Annotated in this window: 17 protein-coding genes; 8 read left to right on the top strand and 9 right to left on the bottom strand. The window is 56.3% G+C overall.

Features of this window, described 5'->3' with window-relative positions:
• Window positions 1-291: integrase core domain-containing protein (locus E1832_RS00600; protein WP_165978749.1), on the top strand; the 291-nt coding region annotated here is incomplete at its 5' end.
• 324 nt (window positions 292-615) lie between these two features.
• On the opposite strand, the gene E1832_RS00590 is transcribed toward E1832_RS00600, so the two are convergent.
• From E1832_RS00590 to E1832_RS00575, 4 genes are all read right to left on the bottom strand, one after another.
• Entirely contained in the window at window positions 616-1671 is a 1056-nt protein-coding gene (locus tag E1832_RS00590; RefSeq protein WP_035228600.1) for a maleylacetate reductase, read from the bottom strand.
• Window positions 1672-1685: 14 nt separating this feature from the next.
• Window positions 1686-2585: a 4-sulfomuconolactone hydrolase gene (locus tag E1832_RS00585; RefSeq protein WP_080723363.1), complete on the bottom strand. Its 900-nt coding sequence runs from the start codon at window positions 2583-2585 to the stop codon at window positions 1686-1688.
• Between the two features lie 39 nt (window positions 2586-2624).
• Window positions 2625-4145 (bottom strand): class-II fumarase/aspartase family protein, encoded by a 1521-nt coding sequence (locus tag E1832_RS00580; RefSeq protein ID WP_206020967.1) that lies wholly within the window; start codon window positions 4143-4145, stop codon window positions 2625-2627.
• Between the two features lie 311 nt (window positions 4146-4456).
• A complete protein-coding gene (locus tag E1832_RS00575; RefSeq protein ID WP_133357837.1) occupies window positions 4457-5389 on the bottom strand; it encodes an IS5 family transposase in 933 nt (310 codons plus the stop codon).
• Window positions 5390-5437: 48 nt separating this feature from the next.
• Between E1832_RS00575 and E1832_RS00570 the strand changes: the two genes are divergently transcribed.
• From E1832_RS00570 to E1832_RS00550, 5 genes are all read left to right on the top strand, one after another.
• Complete coding sequence (locus E1832_RS00570) at window positions 5438-5989, top strand: IclR family transcriptional regulator (RefSeq protein WP_133357836.1); 552 nt, start codon at window positions 5438-5440, stop codon at window positions 5987-5989.
• A 94-nt stretch (window positions 5990-6083) separates the two neighbouring features.
• The gene (locus tag E1832_RS00565) at window positions 6084-6482 is read left to right on the top strand and encodes a transposase (protein WP_024585272.1); all 399 of its coding nucleotides are present in this window, start codon (window positions 6084-6086) and stop codon (window positions 6480-6482) included.
• Window positions 6479-6835: an IS66 family insertion sequence element accessory protein TnpB gene (gene tnpB, locus E1832_RS00560; RefSeq protein ID WP_024585271.1), complete on the top strand. Its 357-nt coding sequence runs from the start codon at window positions 6479-6481 to the stop codon at window positions 6833-6835. Before E1832_RS00565 ends, tnpB begins: the two co-directional genes overlap by 4 nt.
• A 135-nt stretch (window positions 6836-6970) precedes the next feature.
• Window positions 6971-8515 carry an IS66 family transposase gene (gene tnpC / locus E1832_RS00555; RefSeq protein WP_238720028.1) on the top strand — a complete coding sequence of 515 codons (1545 nt, stop codon included), beginning with the start codon at window positions 6971-6973 and terminating at the stop codon, window positions 8513-8515.
• A 120-nt stretch (window positions 8516-8635) separates the two neighbouring features.
• Window positions 8636-8905 carry an IclR family transcriptional regulator domain-containing protein gene (locus tag E1832_RS00550; RefSeq protein WP_164749967.1) on the top strand — a complete coding sequence of 90 codons (270 nt, stop codon included), beginning with the start codon at window positions 8636-8638 and terminating at the stop codon, window positions 8903-8905.
• A gap of 62 nt (window positions 8906-8967) precedes the next feature.
• On the opposite strand, the gene E1832_RS00545 is transcribed toward E1832_RS00550, so the two are convergent.
• The 3 genes from E1832_RS00545 to E1832_RS00535 are packed head-to-tail and all read right to left on the bottom strand — an operon-like array spanning window position 8968 to window position 11771.
• On the bottom strand, window positions 8968-10269 hold the full coding sequence (locus tag E1832_RS00545; protein WP_035228604.1) for a TRAP transporter large permease: 1302 nt from the start codon (window positions 10267-10269) through the stop codon (window positions 8968-8970).
• Complete coding sequence (locus tag E1832_RS00540) at window positions 10262-10789, bottom strand: TRAP transporter small permease (RefSeq protein WP_035228617.1); 528 nt, start codon at window positions 10787-10789, stop codon at window positions 10262-10264. Before E1832_RS00540 ends, E1832_RS00545 begins: the two co-directional genes overlap by 8 nt.
• Window positions 10782-11771, bottom strand: coding sequence for a TRAP transporter substrate-binding protein (locus E1832_RS00535; RefSeq protein ID WP_035228606.1), 990 nt, complete (start codon window positions 11769-11771; stop codon window positions 10782-10784). Before E1832_RS00535 ends, E1832_RS00540 begins: the two co-directional genes overlap by 8 nt.
• Before the next feature lie 215 nt (window positions 11772-11986).
• Here E1832_RS00535 and E1832_RS00530 point away from each other — a divergent pair, with 215 nt between their 5' ends.
• Window positions 11987-12820 (top strand): IS5 family transposase, encoded by an 834-nt coding sequence (locus E1832_RS00530; RefSeq protein ID WP_127601122.1) that lies wholly within the window; start codon window positions 11987-11989, stop codon window positions 12818-12820.
• Between the two features lie 20 nt (window positions 12821-12840).
• Here the strand turns inward: E1832_RS00530 and pcaG are convergent, their stop codons facing one another.
• Both pcaG and pcaH read right to left on the bottom strand, forming a co-directional pair.
• A complete protein-coding gene (pcaG, locus tag E1832_RS00525) occupies window positions 12841-13431 on the bottom strand; it encodes a protocatechuate 3,4-dioxygenase subunit alpha (RefSeq protein WP_051796746.1) in 591 nt (196 codons plus the stop codon).
• Window positions 13421-14158 (bottom strand): protocatechuate 3,4-dioxygenase subunit beta, encoded by a 738-nt coding sequence (pcaH, locus tag E1832_RS00520; RefSeq protein WP_133357835.1) that lies wholly within the window; start codon window positions 14156-14158, stop codon window positions 13421-13423. Before pcaH ends, pcaG begins: the two co-directional genes overlap by 11 nt.
• Window positions 14159-14311: 153 nt before the next feature.
• Here pcaH and E1832_RS00515 point away from each other — a divergent pair.
• The coding region (locus E1832_RS00515) for an IS6 family transposase (RefSeq protein ID WP_133357834.1) at window positions 14312-15033 on the top strand (722 nt) is incomplete at its 3' end.

Here is a 15033-nt window from a genome sequence, read left to right as displayed (position 1 = left end):
TCCATCAAATATACCGAGCGGCTGGCCGAGGCCGGCATCGAACCTTCAGTGGGCAGCGTGGGCGACTCTTATGACAATGCCTTGGCCGAGACCATCAACGGTCTCTACAAGGCCGAGGTCATCCATCGACGCGGCCCCTGGCGCAGCTATGAAGCGGTGGAGTTCGCCACCCTCGAATGGGTCGACTGGTTCAACAACCGGCGCCTGCTAGAGCCAATCGGAAACATTCCGCCGGCCGAAGCCGAGGCAAAATACTACGCCGCACTGGATCAACCGGCCGTGGCCGCGTAACTTAAACCAAATGGCCTCCGACAGTCCCGGTGCGGTTCAAAACCGCCGATCAGAACGGTGGCTCCATCGTGGATTTGTGCGACCGCTTCAGCAGCGGTGGTGATGTTTTTCATCTTCGGACTACTACCTTTACTGGCTGTGCGGGTGCGAGGCGACGTAGCTCTTCGAGGCACGAGAACCAGTTCGCCCCGGTCTCAGCGCTTCCAGACGCCATAAAGCTCAATTTGAACCAGCTGCGGGTTTGTTCCACCGACGCCGCTTGCCACACGCGAAGGCGCCGCAAGGGCTATTTCCACGCCGTATGCGTCAGCCGGACGAAGTCTCTCAAACCTCATCCCCCCTCCATGCACGGGTTAGAAGCGATCGTATCGGCGCGTTCTCGATTGGACGTGGGTTCCAATAAGCATTTTCCGTGGCGAGCTCGGCAGCGCGCGCTATATCTGCTTCATCGAAACCCAATGCCTGAAGAGATGTTGGGGCTCCCAACTTTTTTGCAAGTGCACGAAAACCCTTTGCAGCGTCCACACCTCCCATGGCGCGCGACATCGCTACCATCGCGTCGGGAATTTCTGGACGATTGTAGTCCAAAGCATAAGGCAGTATTACGCAGTGGGTAGCTGCGTGGGGCAAATCGAAACTGCCGCCAAGCGTGTGGCACAATTTGTGGTGCAGAGCCATTCCGGCGGAGCCGAGGCAAATCCCACACAACCAGGCTCCGTACAATGCCTTGCTTCGCGCCTCGACATTTCGCTCGTCATCAACGATCTGTGGGAGCGCTTGCGTCAGGACGCGAATAGCTTCCTCTGCCAAAAGGGAAATCACCGGATTGCCGTCCCGGGCGTAAAGTGCCTCAGCGGCGTGTGCAGCCGCATTTAAGCCTGACGTGACAGAAATTTGGGCCGGTAAGGACAGAGTTAAGTCGACGTCGTAGATCACCGTCTGGGGCTGGATTTTTGGGTTACGGATTGTGGTCTTCAACCCATCTTCCGTTTGACCTAGTATTGGGGTCATTTCCGACCCCGCGTATGTCGTCGGTACCACAACCTGTGGCAAACCGGTTCGCCACGCTATTGCTTTGCCCAAACCAATTGTGGAACCACCCCCGATAGCAACCAAGCAGTCCGCATTTATCTCGCGTGCTAGCCCGACACCCGCCGCCGTGACATCGGTTGGAGTGTGCATAGCGGCTTCATGGAACGACCCCGCCAACCGCCATTCTAAGTTGCTCGCGATTGAAAGCGACTGTTCTTCTTGTTGCGGTGTGGACAGTACCAGCGCTCTTTTCAGCCCTAGTCGGTCCAGCTCCGCAGCCAGTGATAGTGATGCTCCACGGCCAAAGATAACCCTTGAAGGAGCTGAATTGTACACGAAAGGTTGCATTGAATATCCGCCCCTCAGATGGCGCCGAACAATCGGGCAGGGTTATCAACCAGGATTTTATGCCGGAGAGCGACGTCAGGAGCAAACCGGGCAACTAAGTTCAACAAATCTCCGTCATCTGGCATGCGCTTCGGGTCGAAGTACCCGGAATGCGGCCAGTCGCTTCCCCAGAGTAGGCGGTCAGGGGCTATCTCACTTAAGGCGTGTGCGAACGGCACAACATCGTCATATGGAACACCTGAATGCGAGATCCGATCGGCTCCCGTCAACTTAATCCAGACATGATCAAGAGTCGCAAGATCACGTAGGATCTTAAAGGGAAGCTGGTTGACTCCGGCCGCCGTTTCAACTCTGCCAAAATGGTCGATTATGATCGGTGTTTCAGCTCCCGCGATGAGGTCACATAGCCCCTCCAAAGCATCAGGAGCAAAATGCATGTTTATGCACCAATCGAGTTCACGGCACCAACCATGCATTCGCTCGAACAGTTCGGTGTCGAGTGCGCCGGAACCGTGCTGGGGATTGAATGCGAAACGTACCCCTCTTACACCGCGGGTCTTCAGGTCACGCAGTTCCGTAAAGGTCATATCACGATGAGGCTTGATTATTCCGAGGAGACGGCGATCAGAACGCTCGACCGCATCAATAGTCACTGAATTATCAATCCCGTGCACATTCGGGTGGACACAGACACCCCGTTCGATGCCCAAACGCTCCATCAACGCCAGATAATCTTCAAGCGGTGAATCCGGCGGAGTATACGGACGCTTTTCCGCATATGGGAACACAGCCGTTGGGCCAAAAACATGGAGATGAGTGTCCCATGCGCCTTTTGGTATTGCAAAACTTATTGGCGCAGAGCGCGCGCGAGGCCCTTGGCAAGGCGGTATGCCAGCTTGATCAGCGGGTAACATTTTCCTGGAGCTCCTTTCTGTTGAGCCGAAACTAGCAAGTCATGCCAATTGCTTCCGAACAGAGATTAGCGCTGCGCGACAGCGGCTCGCGGCAGCATTGATCGCTGGTGCAAGCTCAAATGCCTGCAGGATGGTGGAATGGTGGGCGGGGAAGCGTTTGGTCAGACGTTCCCGAAGGTGCCCACCTGAACGGACGACGTTGGCGACTTCTTCCTCTACGGCGGTGTAAGCTTCGGCGCGTCCCATCGCCTGCGCTAGACCTCCCGCAACCGCATCGCTGAATATCATTCCGTTTGTCAATTCTATGTTTCGGTACATTCGTGCGGCATCGACTTCCAAGCCACCAGCTAGAAGACGAGCCTCTCTGAGCGCTCCTGCCGCCAGTCCGACGAGAGACGGGAGCGCCAGCCATTCAGAATGCCAGGCGCCAACGGGCCTCTCATGAAGGCTTGCCATCGCGCTCACCAACGTCGAAAGGTGGCCCACTGATGCAGAGTGTTGGGCCAGAATGATCATCGATCCAACAGGATTTCGCTTGTGAGGCATAGCCGAGGATCCACCCCGGCCGGCGACCGCTGGCTCAGATACCTCTCCCACTTCCGGTGTCGCAAGATGAACCACATCTGTCGCCATCTTCGCTAGAATTCCGAGAAGGATGGCCAACCAACTACCTAGTTCAACTATTCTGCTACGATGCGTGTGCCACGGCATAGCGGGAACGGCTAATCCAAGATCCGCCGCAGTCCTCGTCACAACGGCTCCGGCCCGATCGCCCATCTGGGTCAATGTGCCTACAGGACCAGCCAATGAGAGGACGAGCACTCGCCGTTTAAGTTGCTCAACCTGAGCTAAGTGCTCAGCGATTGCGACGCACCAGCCTGCCACTTTGAAGCCGAATGTGACAGGCGAAGCATGTTGGCCAGCTGTGCGCCCGATGCAGGGAGTCTCGCAATGTTCCTCCGCTAGCTCGCACAGGGAAGAAAGCAAGGCTCTTAGATCAGTTTCGATCAGATCCACCGCATTGGCCATTTGAAGAATGATGGCCGTATCCATGATGTCCTGGCTCGTAGTACCGAAATGGAAGCCACCTGCCACATCCGGCGGAAGCATGGCTTGCACTGATTTTACGAATGGGATGACAGGGACCGCCCCAAGTCGGGTCTGCTCTGCCAGTACCTTAATGTCCAGAGAGCCAGGATCTATACCTGCGATGGAGTTGGCAAGCTCTTGGCTGACCAAACCTTCAGCAGCCTGAGCGCGCGCCAAAGCGGCTTCAACCCGCAACATCAACGCAAGAAATCGACGCTCCGAGAGCGCGTCCCTCATTTCTTTCGTCGTAAACAGAGGCCCCAACAGGTCTGAATCAAGGGGGGAAAATGCCATCAAAACGCCCAGTAAGATGAATCTAGGAATGGAGCCGCAGCTATAAACTTGATTGGTTATTATGTACAGCGTTAGCTTAATATGAACAGCGCCTGGAAGATGATTCTTGTGCAATCTGCAGTTGGAAAAGCGAAGTACCGTCCCGCTCATCCGGCCAAGGGGTGTTGTTCGGGCCATGTACGATTTTCATATGACGGATATGGAAGTGAGTCAGGGCGGCACTGGGATGTGCAACTGGGAACCGTTTCTCTTGGCTGTTTAGAAACCCCTCTCCTCGCCGGTCAAGGGGATGCAGCATGGCTGGCAAGACTCACCGATAGGAAGGACTATAGTGGCCATCATCCGTCGACCACTCACGAGATCGAGATGATCTGGTATATGACAACCACCGGAAGGCAGCGATTCGCAAGAATGAGAGGACTATGGCTCAGAAGGGCTTTGTTGCACAAATCGGGGCGTGACTGCACTTTCCCTTTCCCCGGACGGATTTAGCCTACGACCTCAGTAACAGGTATGCCAAGAGCTGTGTACTTGTTGAGGACGGCAACGCGGATTTGGATTTCCGCGACCTGCCGGTCAAAGTCCCGCGCCATGAGGCACTGCCCCAGCAACTTCACACAATGCATCTTGGTTTCGACACGGCTTCGTCGGTGATACCCGCTCCACCGTCGCCAGATCGCGCGGCCGAGATATCGTGATGCGTTGACCGCCTCGTTGCGGGCGATGGCCCCTGCGCTGGTGGATTTCCAAGGCTTGGCGTTCTTGCGCGGAGGGATGACAGCATGGGCATTACGGGCAGCAATCACGTCATGGCATCTGCGTGTGTCATAAGCCCCGTCGGCTGTCACTGACCCGATGGTCTGATCGGCTGGGATTTGATTGAGCAACTCTGGCAGCATTGGCGCGTCACCGACATTGCTGGTGGTGACTTCGATGGCGCGAACTTCCAGCGTTTCCTCGTCGATGCCAATGTGTATCTTGCGCCAAATCCGGCGTTTCGGGCCGCCATGCTTGCGGGCGTTCCACTCGCCTTCACCCTCGGCTTTGATGCCCGTGCTATCGATCAGAAGGTTCAGCGCGCCGGTGCCGCCACGATAGGGCAGGCTCACGTTCAGGGTTTTCTGGCGGCGACACAGAGTGCTGAAGTCTGGAACCGACCAATCCAAGCCGATGAGCCGCAACAAGCTTTGTACAAAACCGGTTGTCTGCCGGAGCGGCATCCCGAACAGCACTTTCAGCGTAAGGCACGCCTGGATCGCAGCATCACTGAAACTCTGTTGCCGGCCGCGCTTGCCGCTCGGCGGCGGCACCCAAACCATCTCAGGATCAAACCAGATCGACAGCGATCCGCGTCGCTTCAGGCTGTCGTTGTAAGCCGACCAGTTCGTGGTCTTGTACTTTGTAGGGGTCCAACTGCTCATGCACTCCAGCTATCATGCTGGATTCACGAGATGAATCCCTAGCGGAATTTGTGCAACAAAGCCGCTCAGAAGTCCAATTCGCCACAAGGCACAGTACAAACGGTCTCAAAAGCGCTTGCCTTACTTGAGCTATTCACGACCGATGTTGAATGGCTTGGGGTACGCGAAATCGGAAGAATACTCGATATTAACAGCGCTACAGTTCACAATCTGCTTCGCACCCTCGCCAGCTCAGGTTTCGTTGAGCAGCATCCTGAGACTCGAAAATACCGGCTCGGGCTCGCACTCGTTCGGCTTGCCGGAACTAAGCTCGCTCAGTTAGATCTGGTGAAGGTTTGCTCGCCCCACATGAAGGCTCTGATGGAAAAGACGGGGGAAACGGTAACCCTTTCTGTCTTGCACGGTTCGGAGCTTCTTTACCTCGCGAAAAACGAAAGCACCGAACCGATGCGTGTTGCTTCTCGCGTCGGCGGCAGTGCCCCTTTGCATTGCTCTGCAAACGGAAAAGCCCTGCTTGCGTTCATAGAAGAGGCGCAACTGTCCCAGCTCCTTTCGCAACCCCTCAAGCGCTTCACATCGGAAACTATCGTTGATTCGTAAGCGAAGCTTTGTCCCCATTTGATTGATGGGTTTCCCCTCGGTTTGTGGTCTGCGATTCTTGGTTGTTCAGGCAGCCAGGAGGAGACTGAGGGCGATGGAGCTATCGGGCGAGGAAGCCGAAGCCGACGGTTTTGTAGGGAAGCTTGCGCGCCGTACCCGTTCTGGAGGCCGGTTGTGGTCTGCGGAGACCAAGGGGCGCGCTGTTTTCGAGACCATGAAGCCTGGCGCCCGCGTATGTGATGTCGCACGGCGTTATGGTGTCAAGGCCCAGCAATTGACGACGTGGCGCAGATTGGCGCGTGCCGGCCGGATCGCATTGGTCACGGACGAAGCGGCGGATTTCGTGTCGATCGAGTTGAGTGATCCAGCGGCGTCAGGCAAGAACGAGGGGCCTGTCGAGATTACGATTGGCAAGGTTTCGGTTCGCCTGGACGCGGACGTGTCAGCGGTGCGGATCGCGGAGATCGTGACCGCGATCGAGCGCGGCGCATGATCATTCCGGCGCAGGGACTGCGGATTGTGCTTGCTGTACGTCCTGTCGATTTCCGGTGCGGGCACGACGCGCTGGCCGGCCTCGTGCAGAACACGCTCGGGCTCGATCCGCATTCGGGCCTGATTGTGGTTTTTCGTTCGAAGCGCGCCGACCGGCTGAAGATTTTGCTATGGGACGGCACGGGCCTCGTTCTAATCTACAAGCGCCTTGGTCGCGCTGGCCGTTTTGAGTGGCCGCAGATCAGCGGCGGCGTCATGCATCTGACGCGGGTGCAGTTCGAAGCGCTGTTTGACGGGCTGAACTGGAAGCGTGTGGGCGAACGGATCGTCGCAACACCAGCTGCGGCGAACTGACTCGGGGGCTGACGATTTGTTTCGCACGGCGCCTCGGGATGATAGCTTGCGGATGTGCCACCGTCCGCCATTGATCCCGCCCGTCTTGCAGCGCTGCCCGCCGATTTGCGAGCGCTCTTCAGCGCGCAGGAAGCGATGCTCGCAGCCGAGCGTCGTCGCGCTGATGACGAACGCACGGCGCGCCTTCATGTCGAGAACGAACTGGCTGCGTCCAAACAGATCGTCGACCGTCTCGAACTGCTCGTGAAGGAGTACGAGCGCGCACGCTTCGGCAAACGCTCGGAGAAGTTCAATCCCGATCAGATGCAGCTGGTGCTCGAAGACATCGAGATCGCCATCGCCGAAGTCCAGGAGCGCCAAGACGATCGTGCGCGCCGCACCGGCGCGGCACCGTCGGGCCGCCGGGCCAGCCGCGCCGCCCGCGCCTTTCCCGCGCACCTGCCGCGCATTGAGCAGGTGATCGAACCCGAGAGCCTCGAGTGTCCCTGCGGCTGCGGCCAGATGGTCCGGATCGGCGAGGATCGCTCCAGACGCCTCGACGTGACGCCGGCCCAGTATCGCGTGGTCGAGACGGTGCGACCGCGCTACGCCTGCGCGACAGGATGCGCTGGCGTGCGCCAGGCGCCGGCGCCCGCCCATCTGGTGGAGGGTGGCCTGCCCACCGAGGCGATGCTGGCGCAGGTGGCGGTCGCCAAGTTCAGCGAGCACATGCCGCTCTATCGTCAGTCCCAGGTTCTGGCCCGGCATGGCATCCTCATCGATCGTGCCGTTCTGGCGGATTGGATGGGAACGGTCGCCTTCCACCTCGCGCCGTTGATCGAGCGCATGAGCGTCGTGATGAAGCAATCGGGCCGCTTGTTCATGGACGAGACCAGGGCGCCCGTGCTCGATCCGGGCCGGGGTCGAACCAAGACCGGCTATCTGTGGGCTGTCCTGCGCGACGATCGCGGCCACGGCGGCGCTGATCCACCAATCGTGGTCTACCACTACGCGCCAGGACGCAGTGGCAAACATGCCGAGCATATCCTCGACGGCTTCGACGGCATCCTTCAGGTCGATGGATACCAGGGCTATCACAGGCTCGCACGACTCGAGCGTCAAGGCGGCGCGCCGCTGCGGCTGGCCGCATGCTGGTCCCACTCCAGGCGCGAGATCATTGCCGCGACTCCGAAGGCCGGCTCACCCATCGCCGAAGCCGTCCTCGCGCGCATCGCCGCGCTCTATGCAATCGAGAAGGAGATCCGTGGCTCCGACGCCGCGATCCGACAAAAGGCGCGCAACGAGCGATCACGGCCGCTCGTCGCCGAACTCGAGAGATTCCTGCGCGAGCAAGCCGCCCGCCTGTCGCCGGGCAGCGAGATGGGCAAGGCGATCGCCTATCTGCTGAACCATTGGGCTGGCCTCACTTTGTTTCTCGACGATGGCCGCGTTGAGATGGACACTAACCCCGTCGAAAATCAAATCAGACCGCTGACTCTGACGCGCAAAAATAGTCTATTTGCAGGTCACGACGAAGGTGGCCGTTCATGGGCCCGCATAGCTTCGCTCATCGCCACCTGCAAGATCAACAGCGTGGAGCCCTACGCCTGGATGAAAGCGACCCTCGAAGCGATCGCAACCGGTCACCCGCAGTCGCGGATCGACGAACTCTTGCCCTGGTCGTTCGCCCGCACCTCCTAATTCTCCGCAGCTGCCGCCACAGTCGCGACCTCAACGATTTGCAACGCGTTGATCAACGGATTTGCAGTCCGTTGCGCCAACGCGTTGCAATCCGTCCCTCCAAATCTTTGCGAATGGGACGTGGACGTCGCTTACGTTGATTCTGAGATATTGAGAGCTGAACTCCAGGACATTCGGCGTTTAGGCTATGCTGTCGATCTTGGCGGCTACTTACCAGGTGTGAATGCGGTTGGAGCACCGATTCGTGACCAGACCCACAAAGTGGTGGCGTCGCTCGGAATCGTTGGACCTGCCAGCCGTCTTAAGGAGGAGAAACTGACCTTCTGCACCATTCATGTACAAGAGGCCGCAGCTGAAATGTCTCGTTCATTGGGGTGGAACAGGAGGTAGAGGCAAGTGTCCGGGCCAACCGCTGCGCAGTTGGCCGGGACACTTGTATTTCGCTGAAAAAGTCAGAACATCGCCTGGGGTATAAACAATGCAATTTGGGGGAAAAGTACGAGCAAAAGCAGACAGAACCCCATTGCAAACCAGAATGGCAGGACGCCGCGAAAAATCGTGGCCATGGGCACATCACCGGCAATACTTTTCACGACAAATACATTCATGCCGACAGGAGGCGTGATCATACCCATCTCAATCATGATAACGGCTACAACACCAAACCAGATCGGATCAAAGCCCATCGACATCATGATGGGGTAGAAGATGGGAACAGTCACGACCAGCATTGCTAACCCGTCCATGAACATCCCCAAAATCAGATAGGCAACAACGACAAGAAACAGCACGCCATAGGGGCCGAGACCAGAAGACGTCATTGCTTCGCCCAACATCGACGGCAATTGTGTCATCGATAGAAACGGATTGAGGACTGCTGCGCCTATAATGATCAGGTACAGCATGGCTGTAGTGCTGACCGTGTCGCTAACCGCTCGCCAAGCGGTTGACGGAGTCAGCTTCCGCGTAAATAGAGCCAAGATAAGGACCAGTCCCGCGCCGATGCCGGCGGCTTCGACTGGCGTGAATACACCAAGATAAATACCCCCAATTGATACTATGATTACCGTTAGCAGGGGCGCCGCACGGAGTGTGGCAGCCATACGTTCCTTTAGCGGAACATGAGCTCCGCGCGGTCCCGCTTCTGGATTTCGAAGCGAGATGAGGGTGACCGTGAGAATGAACAAGCCTGCAAGCAAGAGACCGGGGAGAATACCCGACATGAACAATTGGCCAATGCTTTGTTCGGTGAGAATGGCGTAGATAACAAAGCCGGTTGATGGTGGGATAAGGAAACCAAGGGTGCCACCGGCAGCAATCGCACCCGTTGCGAGCCCGCTGGAATAGTTGAAACGCGCCATCTCTGGCAGTGCGACACGTCCAATGGTAACCGCAGTCGCCACCGATGAGCCACTGACGGCGGAGAACGCCGCACACCCAAGGACTGAAGCCGAAGCAAGACCTCCAGGGAGTCGCCCCACCCATGCAAAAGCCGCTTCGTAGAGCCCACGGCTGAAGCCGGCTACCGAAGCTATATTGCCCATCAATATAAATAGAGGGATGACGGTCAACGAGTAGTTGGATACCTGAGAGAATGTCTCCGTAACCATTAAGGCGTTCGCCGAACGGAAGCCATTCAGCATCCACGTGCCGAAGAAGCCCACGGTCAGCATCGCCATCCCAACTGGCATGCGCAAGACCATCAATACGAAAAGCGCTACGATGCCGAAGAGGCCAATCGAAAAATCAGTCATCAGCGCCAGGTCCCCCGCGAATGAGGTCAACTATTTGCAGGACCAGAACAACTGCAAAAAGGGCACTCCCGAGCGCCATGAGTCCATAGAATGGCCAGAATGGGACACGCAGCATGTTGGATAGGTCGTTATACTCCAGTGCTTCACGCAGTTTTAGCCACGAGCGCCAAGTCAAGAGGTACATGAGGTAGACGCCTACGGCACGCGAGAACAAGTCGCCAATGAAACGGCCCCACACGCCGATATGCTCATCGAACACATCAACTCGCACATGTCCGTCGCGCTGGGCGGTGCCTGGCATTGCGAGCATAACCAACGCGATCGAGACTAGCTGAATTATCTCATCACTACCGAGGATTGGGGTCTGAAAGAAATAGCGCATGATGACGCCAACAAAGCTGGTGCATAAGATAATGGCTAAGGCTAGAGCTGACAGAGACGTTAAGAAGGCAACCGCCCATTCGATTACTATCGAATGGGCGATGCCTTGCTTCTTTTTTATTGTCGGAGAGTTAGTCATTCTGTAGCGCTTCGACATAGGCGCGTGCTGCAACGCCTGTTGCTTCGACTTCTTCAATCACGCTCTCGACCACGGTACTAGTTGCGGCATTGAATTTCTCGATTTCTTCCTCTGAAAGCGTAATTACTTCTTTACCTTCCGTTCCAGCGAAGTCCTTGAGGGCGGTGGATGCAACGCCGAGCCAAGCCCTATTGCCGTTTCGTGCGGCTTCCTGACCAGCATCGAGAACAGCTTTTTGTTGCTCTTCACTAAGCTCCTGGAAACTGTCGAGATTCATCACCATCAAAAACTGGGAAATCGACGTATCCATACCGACTGTGATGTAGTTTGTCACCTCTTCCAGTCTGAACCCTGTCAGAGCTGTGGCGTCAATCATCGCTCCATCGATGACCCCCGTTTGCATCGCATTATAAACTTCACTTGCAGGCATGGAAACGGGAACACCTCCCCACGCTTCGAGCACAAGGCCTGCGTTACGTGATGGGACGCGAACCTTCATGCCAGCAAGATCCTCGAGCTTACGAATTGGCTTGGTCGCAGAGAACAAAAACGACGGTGCGTTATTCCATAGGGCGAGCAGCTGAACTCGACGATACTCCTGAGAGAGCTTGTCAATGTTGGCCAGCATGCGTTCGGTACCGGTCTCAGCGTCAATCACACCGGGCAGGTCGGCAAGAAGGGTCAATGGAAATGTAGAGGCCGTGTAACCCGGCATAGCCAAGACGATATCAGCGACGCCATCGACAGCACGATTGTACTGCTCGTTTGGGCCTGGGCCAAGCTCCCCTCCCATATAGAGTCGGACGGTTAAATCCCCGCCCGTTGCCTCTGACACTGCGTTCGCAAAAGGCTCATATACCTCTTCAACAATAAAATGCGAGGGCGAATGAAAATCGGCAAGTTTCAGATCACGGGCAAAGGCGGGCAATGTCGACAGAAGCGCTGTCGCGGTCACTGCGGAAACCAACATTTTCGAGAACATCATATTCCTCCTTGGCTTGATGTTGCTAAACTTACGTAGTCCGGTCTTTCTCAACATGCGGCCACGCGATTGGCGTCAGAATTACCTTGCGCTGCAAAGGCAGCCTTCGCAGGCGAGTGCTATGTTTGTGATCTCAGAGGCTGCCCCAAAAAGAGTTGAGTGATTTCAGCCAGTTGTGATTCCTTCGGATTTGCAAAGATTCGATGGAGAGCACGATGGCCTGGACTGAAACCACCCGGCGGCAATATGAGCGTCAGACGAGCCGATATGCAAGCGATGTTACGGATCGCGAATGGGGATTTATAGCTGGCTTCATGCCCGCACCTCGCCGTCTCGGCCGTCCCCGCAAGACCGACTTGCGCGAGGTTGTGAACGCGCTTCTCTATATCGCTTCAACAGGGTGCCAGTGGCGAATGCTGCCCAAGGATTTTCCACCCTGCTCTACGGTGCAGCGATATTTCTATGAGTGGCGGGCGATGGATCTTTGGTCACGGATCAACCACCACCTCGTTATGGAGGCCCGGGAACTGGAGGGGAAAGATGCCTCTCCGACGGCGGGCGCCATCGATAGCCAAAGTGTCAAAACGACCGAAAGTGGTGGTATCCGGGGCTTCGATGCGGGCAAGAAAATCAAGGGTCGCAAGCGCCACATTGTTGTCGACACGCTTGGGCTGATGGTCGGCCTCATGGTACACAGCGCCGATATCCAGGACCGCGACGGTGCTCCCGATCTCCTCAAATCCATTCGCAACCGCTGGCCATGGCTCCTCCATGTCTTTGCCGATGGCGGCTATGCGGGCGAAAAACTGAAGAAACGGCTGCAGAAAATCGGCAAATGGACGATCGAAATCATCAAGCGCTCTGACCAGGCCAAGGGTTTTGAGATCCTGCCCCGCCGCTGGGTCGTCGAGCGCACATTCGCGTGGCTTGGCCGATGCCGAAGGCTGGCAAAGGACTTCGAAAAATCCATCGCTTCAGCAGAAGCCTGGATATCCATCGCCCACATCCGCCTGCTCACCAGGCGTCTCGCAAGGTATGGATATCGTTGATGCCTTTTCGAGTCCGACTCTCACACTTCGAAGAAAACCGTCTCCCTCTGTCCTTGAAGGCGGATTGTGATGTGAAAGGCGGCATCATCGATCTTTTCTGCGATAAGCGTAGCACGCTCATCACTCGACAGGAGAGCCAAGATCGGGTCTTCATCATTAGAGACTTCATCTGCGAAATAGATTCTCGTGTATAATCTGCGGTTCAATCCCTTTCCAAAGATGGAAAGCGCAACGTGAGGCGCCTGTAAGATCCCTGCGGATGTCGGAACACGACCCGGTTTCACAGTGTGAAATGTGAAGGAGCCAGACTCATTGCAGTGGGTGCGGCCAAAGCCCGTGAATGATGACTTTCGTGGGTTGATTTGTGCACCTACAAAATTGCCATTTCCATCAGGCTGCCAGAGTTCGATCATACCATCAGGGATGGCATGATCATCTCCGTCGATGAGCGTTCCCGAAATTGAAATGCGCTGTCCCACAGCATCGTCGGTGGCGAGGTTCCTTCCAAAAATAGGAGGGATCGTTTGATAGTCGTCTGGCGTCAGGCAGTAGGCATAGAAGGGACCGACTGTCTGAGATGGTGTGATCGTCATCGGGGCTTCAATGCGCATGAGTTTCCTCGAAATAGTTCCCGTTTCGGCCCCGCAGAACAATGTCAAAGCGGTAAGTTAAGCCCCATTCAGACTGTGTAGCCTCAAGATCGAGCGAAGCCACCAGTCCTCTCTTTGAGAAATCCGGCGCTGCATTATAGATGGAGTCATATCTGAGCAGGGGATCGCCCTCGAAGTAGAGTTGGGTGACCAAGCGGCTCAAAAATGACGGCCCGAATAAAGAGATGTGAATGTGGCGTGGACGCCAGACGTTGTGCAGTCCCACGACCGGATAAGCACCAGGAATAATCGTAATAAATGAATATGAGCCGTCGCTTCCGGTAACGGTACGGCCAGCGCCCGAAAAGTTTGGGTCAAGGGGTGCTAAGTGCTGATCTAACTTATGAATATAGCGACCAGCTGCGTTCGCCTGCCAGATTTCCAATAGTGCGTTTGGAACGCCGCGGCCGTCTTCATCGATAACACGCCCCGTAATTCGAATGCGCTCTCCTATCGGCTCTCCGTCATGCTGACGAGTCAGATCCGAGTCTTCTGGACGAACACTTTCGTGTCCATACACAGGCCCGTACAACTCCGTAGCAGTCTGCGGAATATATCTTAAGGGCCGGGATGGAGCGCGCTTTCTGGTAAAGATGTAGGCCGGCGTATCATAAGGCGGATGCATGCCGACGCTATCGGAGGGATATTCCGCCGGCACTTCGGGCCAGTCGGGGAGGAACAAGGCCATGAGCACTTACCTGTTCATATAATCTAAACACTGTTCAATAAGCTAGAACACTTTTTCTTGCCCGTCAACGGGGCCTGTCGCAAATTTTCTTGGTTAACGGCCTGTTGACCACCAGCGGAGAAATTGCCGCTCCCAATGTAGCGGAGCGTAGCCATGATTCTGAATGCCATTGCCGACAAGCTGAAGCGCCAATCAAAGGACGACTTCAAAGGTCGGCATTTCGAGGCATGGCTCATCATGCAGGCAGTGGCCTGGTATCTGCGCTATCCGCTCAGCTATCGAGACCTTGAGGAGATGTTTCGGGAACGTGGTTTCGAGGTCGATCACAGCACTGTCAACCGCTGGGTTTTGGCTTATGCGCCGATGATCGAGAAGCGGCTTCGCCAGTTCCGACGCCCGCATTGTGGTTCGATCCGGATCGACGAAACGTACGTGAAGATCCGCGGCAAGTGGCGCTATCTGTACCGGGCGATCGATAAGCATGGAAACCCGATGGATTTCCTGCTGGCGGCCAGGCGCGACCTGGATGCTGCAAAGAGGTTCTTCCGCAAAATGCTCAAAGACGAGCCCCTGTTATCGCCTAAGAAGATCGGCACGGATGGAGCGAATACCTTCCCATCCGCGATTAAAGCATCGGTAGATGATGGTCTGCTTCAGCCCAACCCCGTGCACTACGTCACAAAGCATCTCCAACAACGCATCGAGAGTGACCATTTTCGGGTTAAGAAGAACATGCCCAAGATCGGCGGCTTCCAATCCTTCAAAACGGCGCGTCGGACAATCGCAGGCTTCGAAGCCATGCTCTGGCTGAAGAAGGGCTTCGGCTTTTCCGGCGTGTGGACCGTAAATGATCAGAACGATCTGCTCGCGCACCT

It is taken from the genome of Antarcticimicrobium luteum (assembly GCF_004358185.1).
GTDB classification, from domain to species: Bacteria; Pseudomonadota; Alphaproteobacteria; order Rhodobacterales; family Rhodobacteraceae; genus Antarcticimicrobium; species Antarcticimicrobium luteum.
This window is presented reverse-complemented; position numbering and strand designations above follow the sequence as displayed.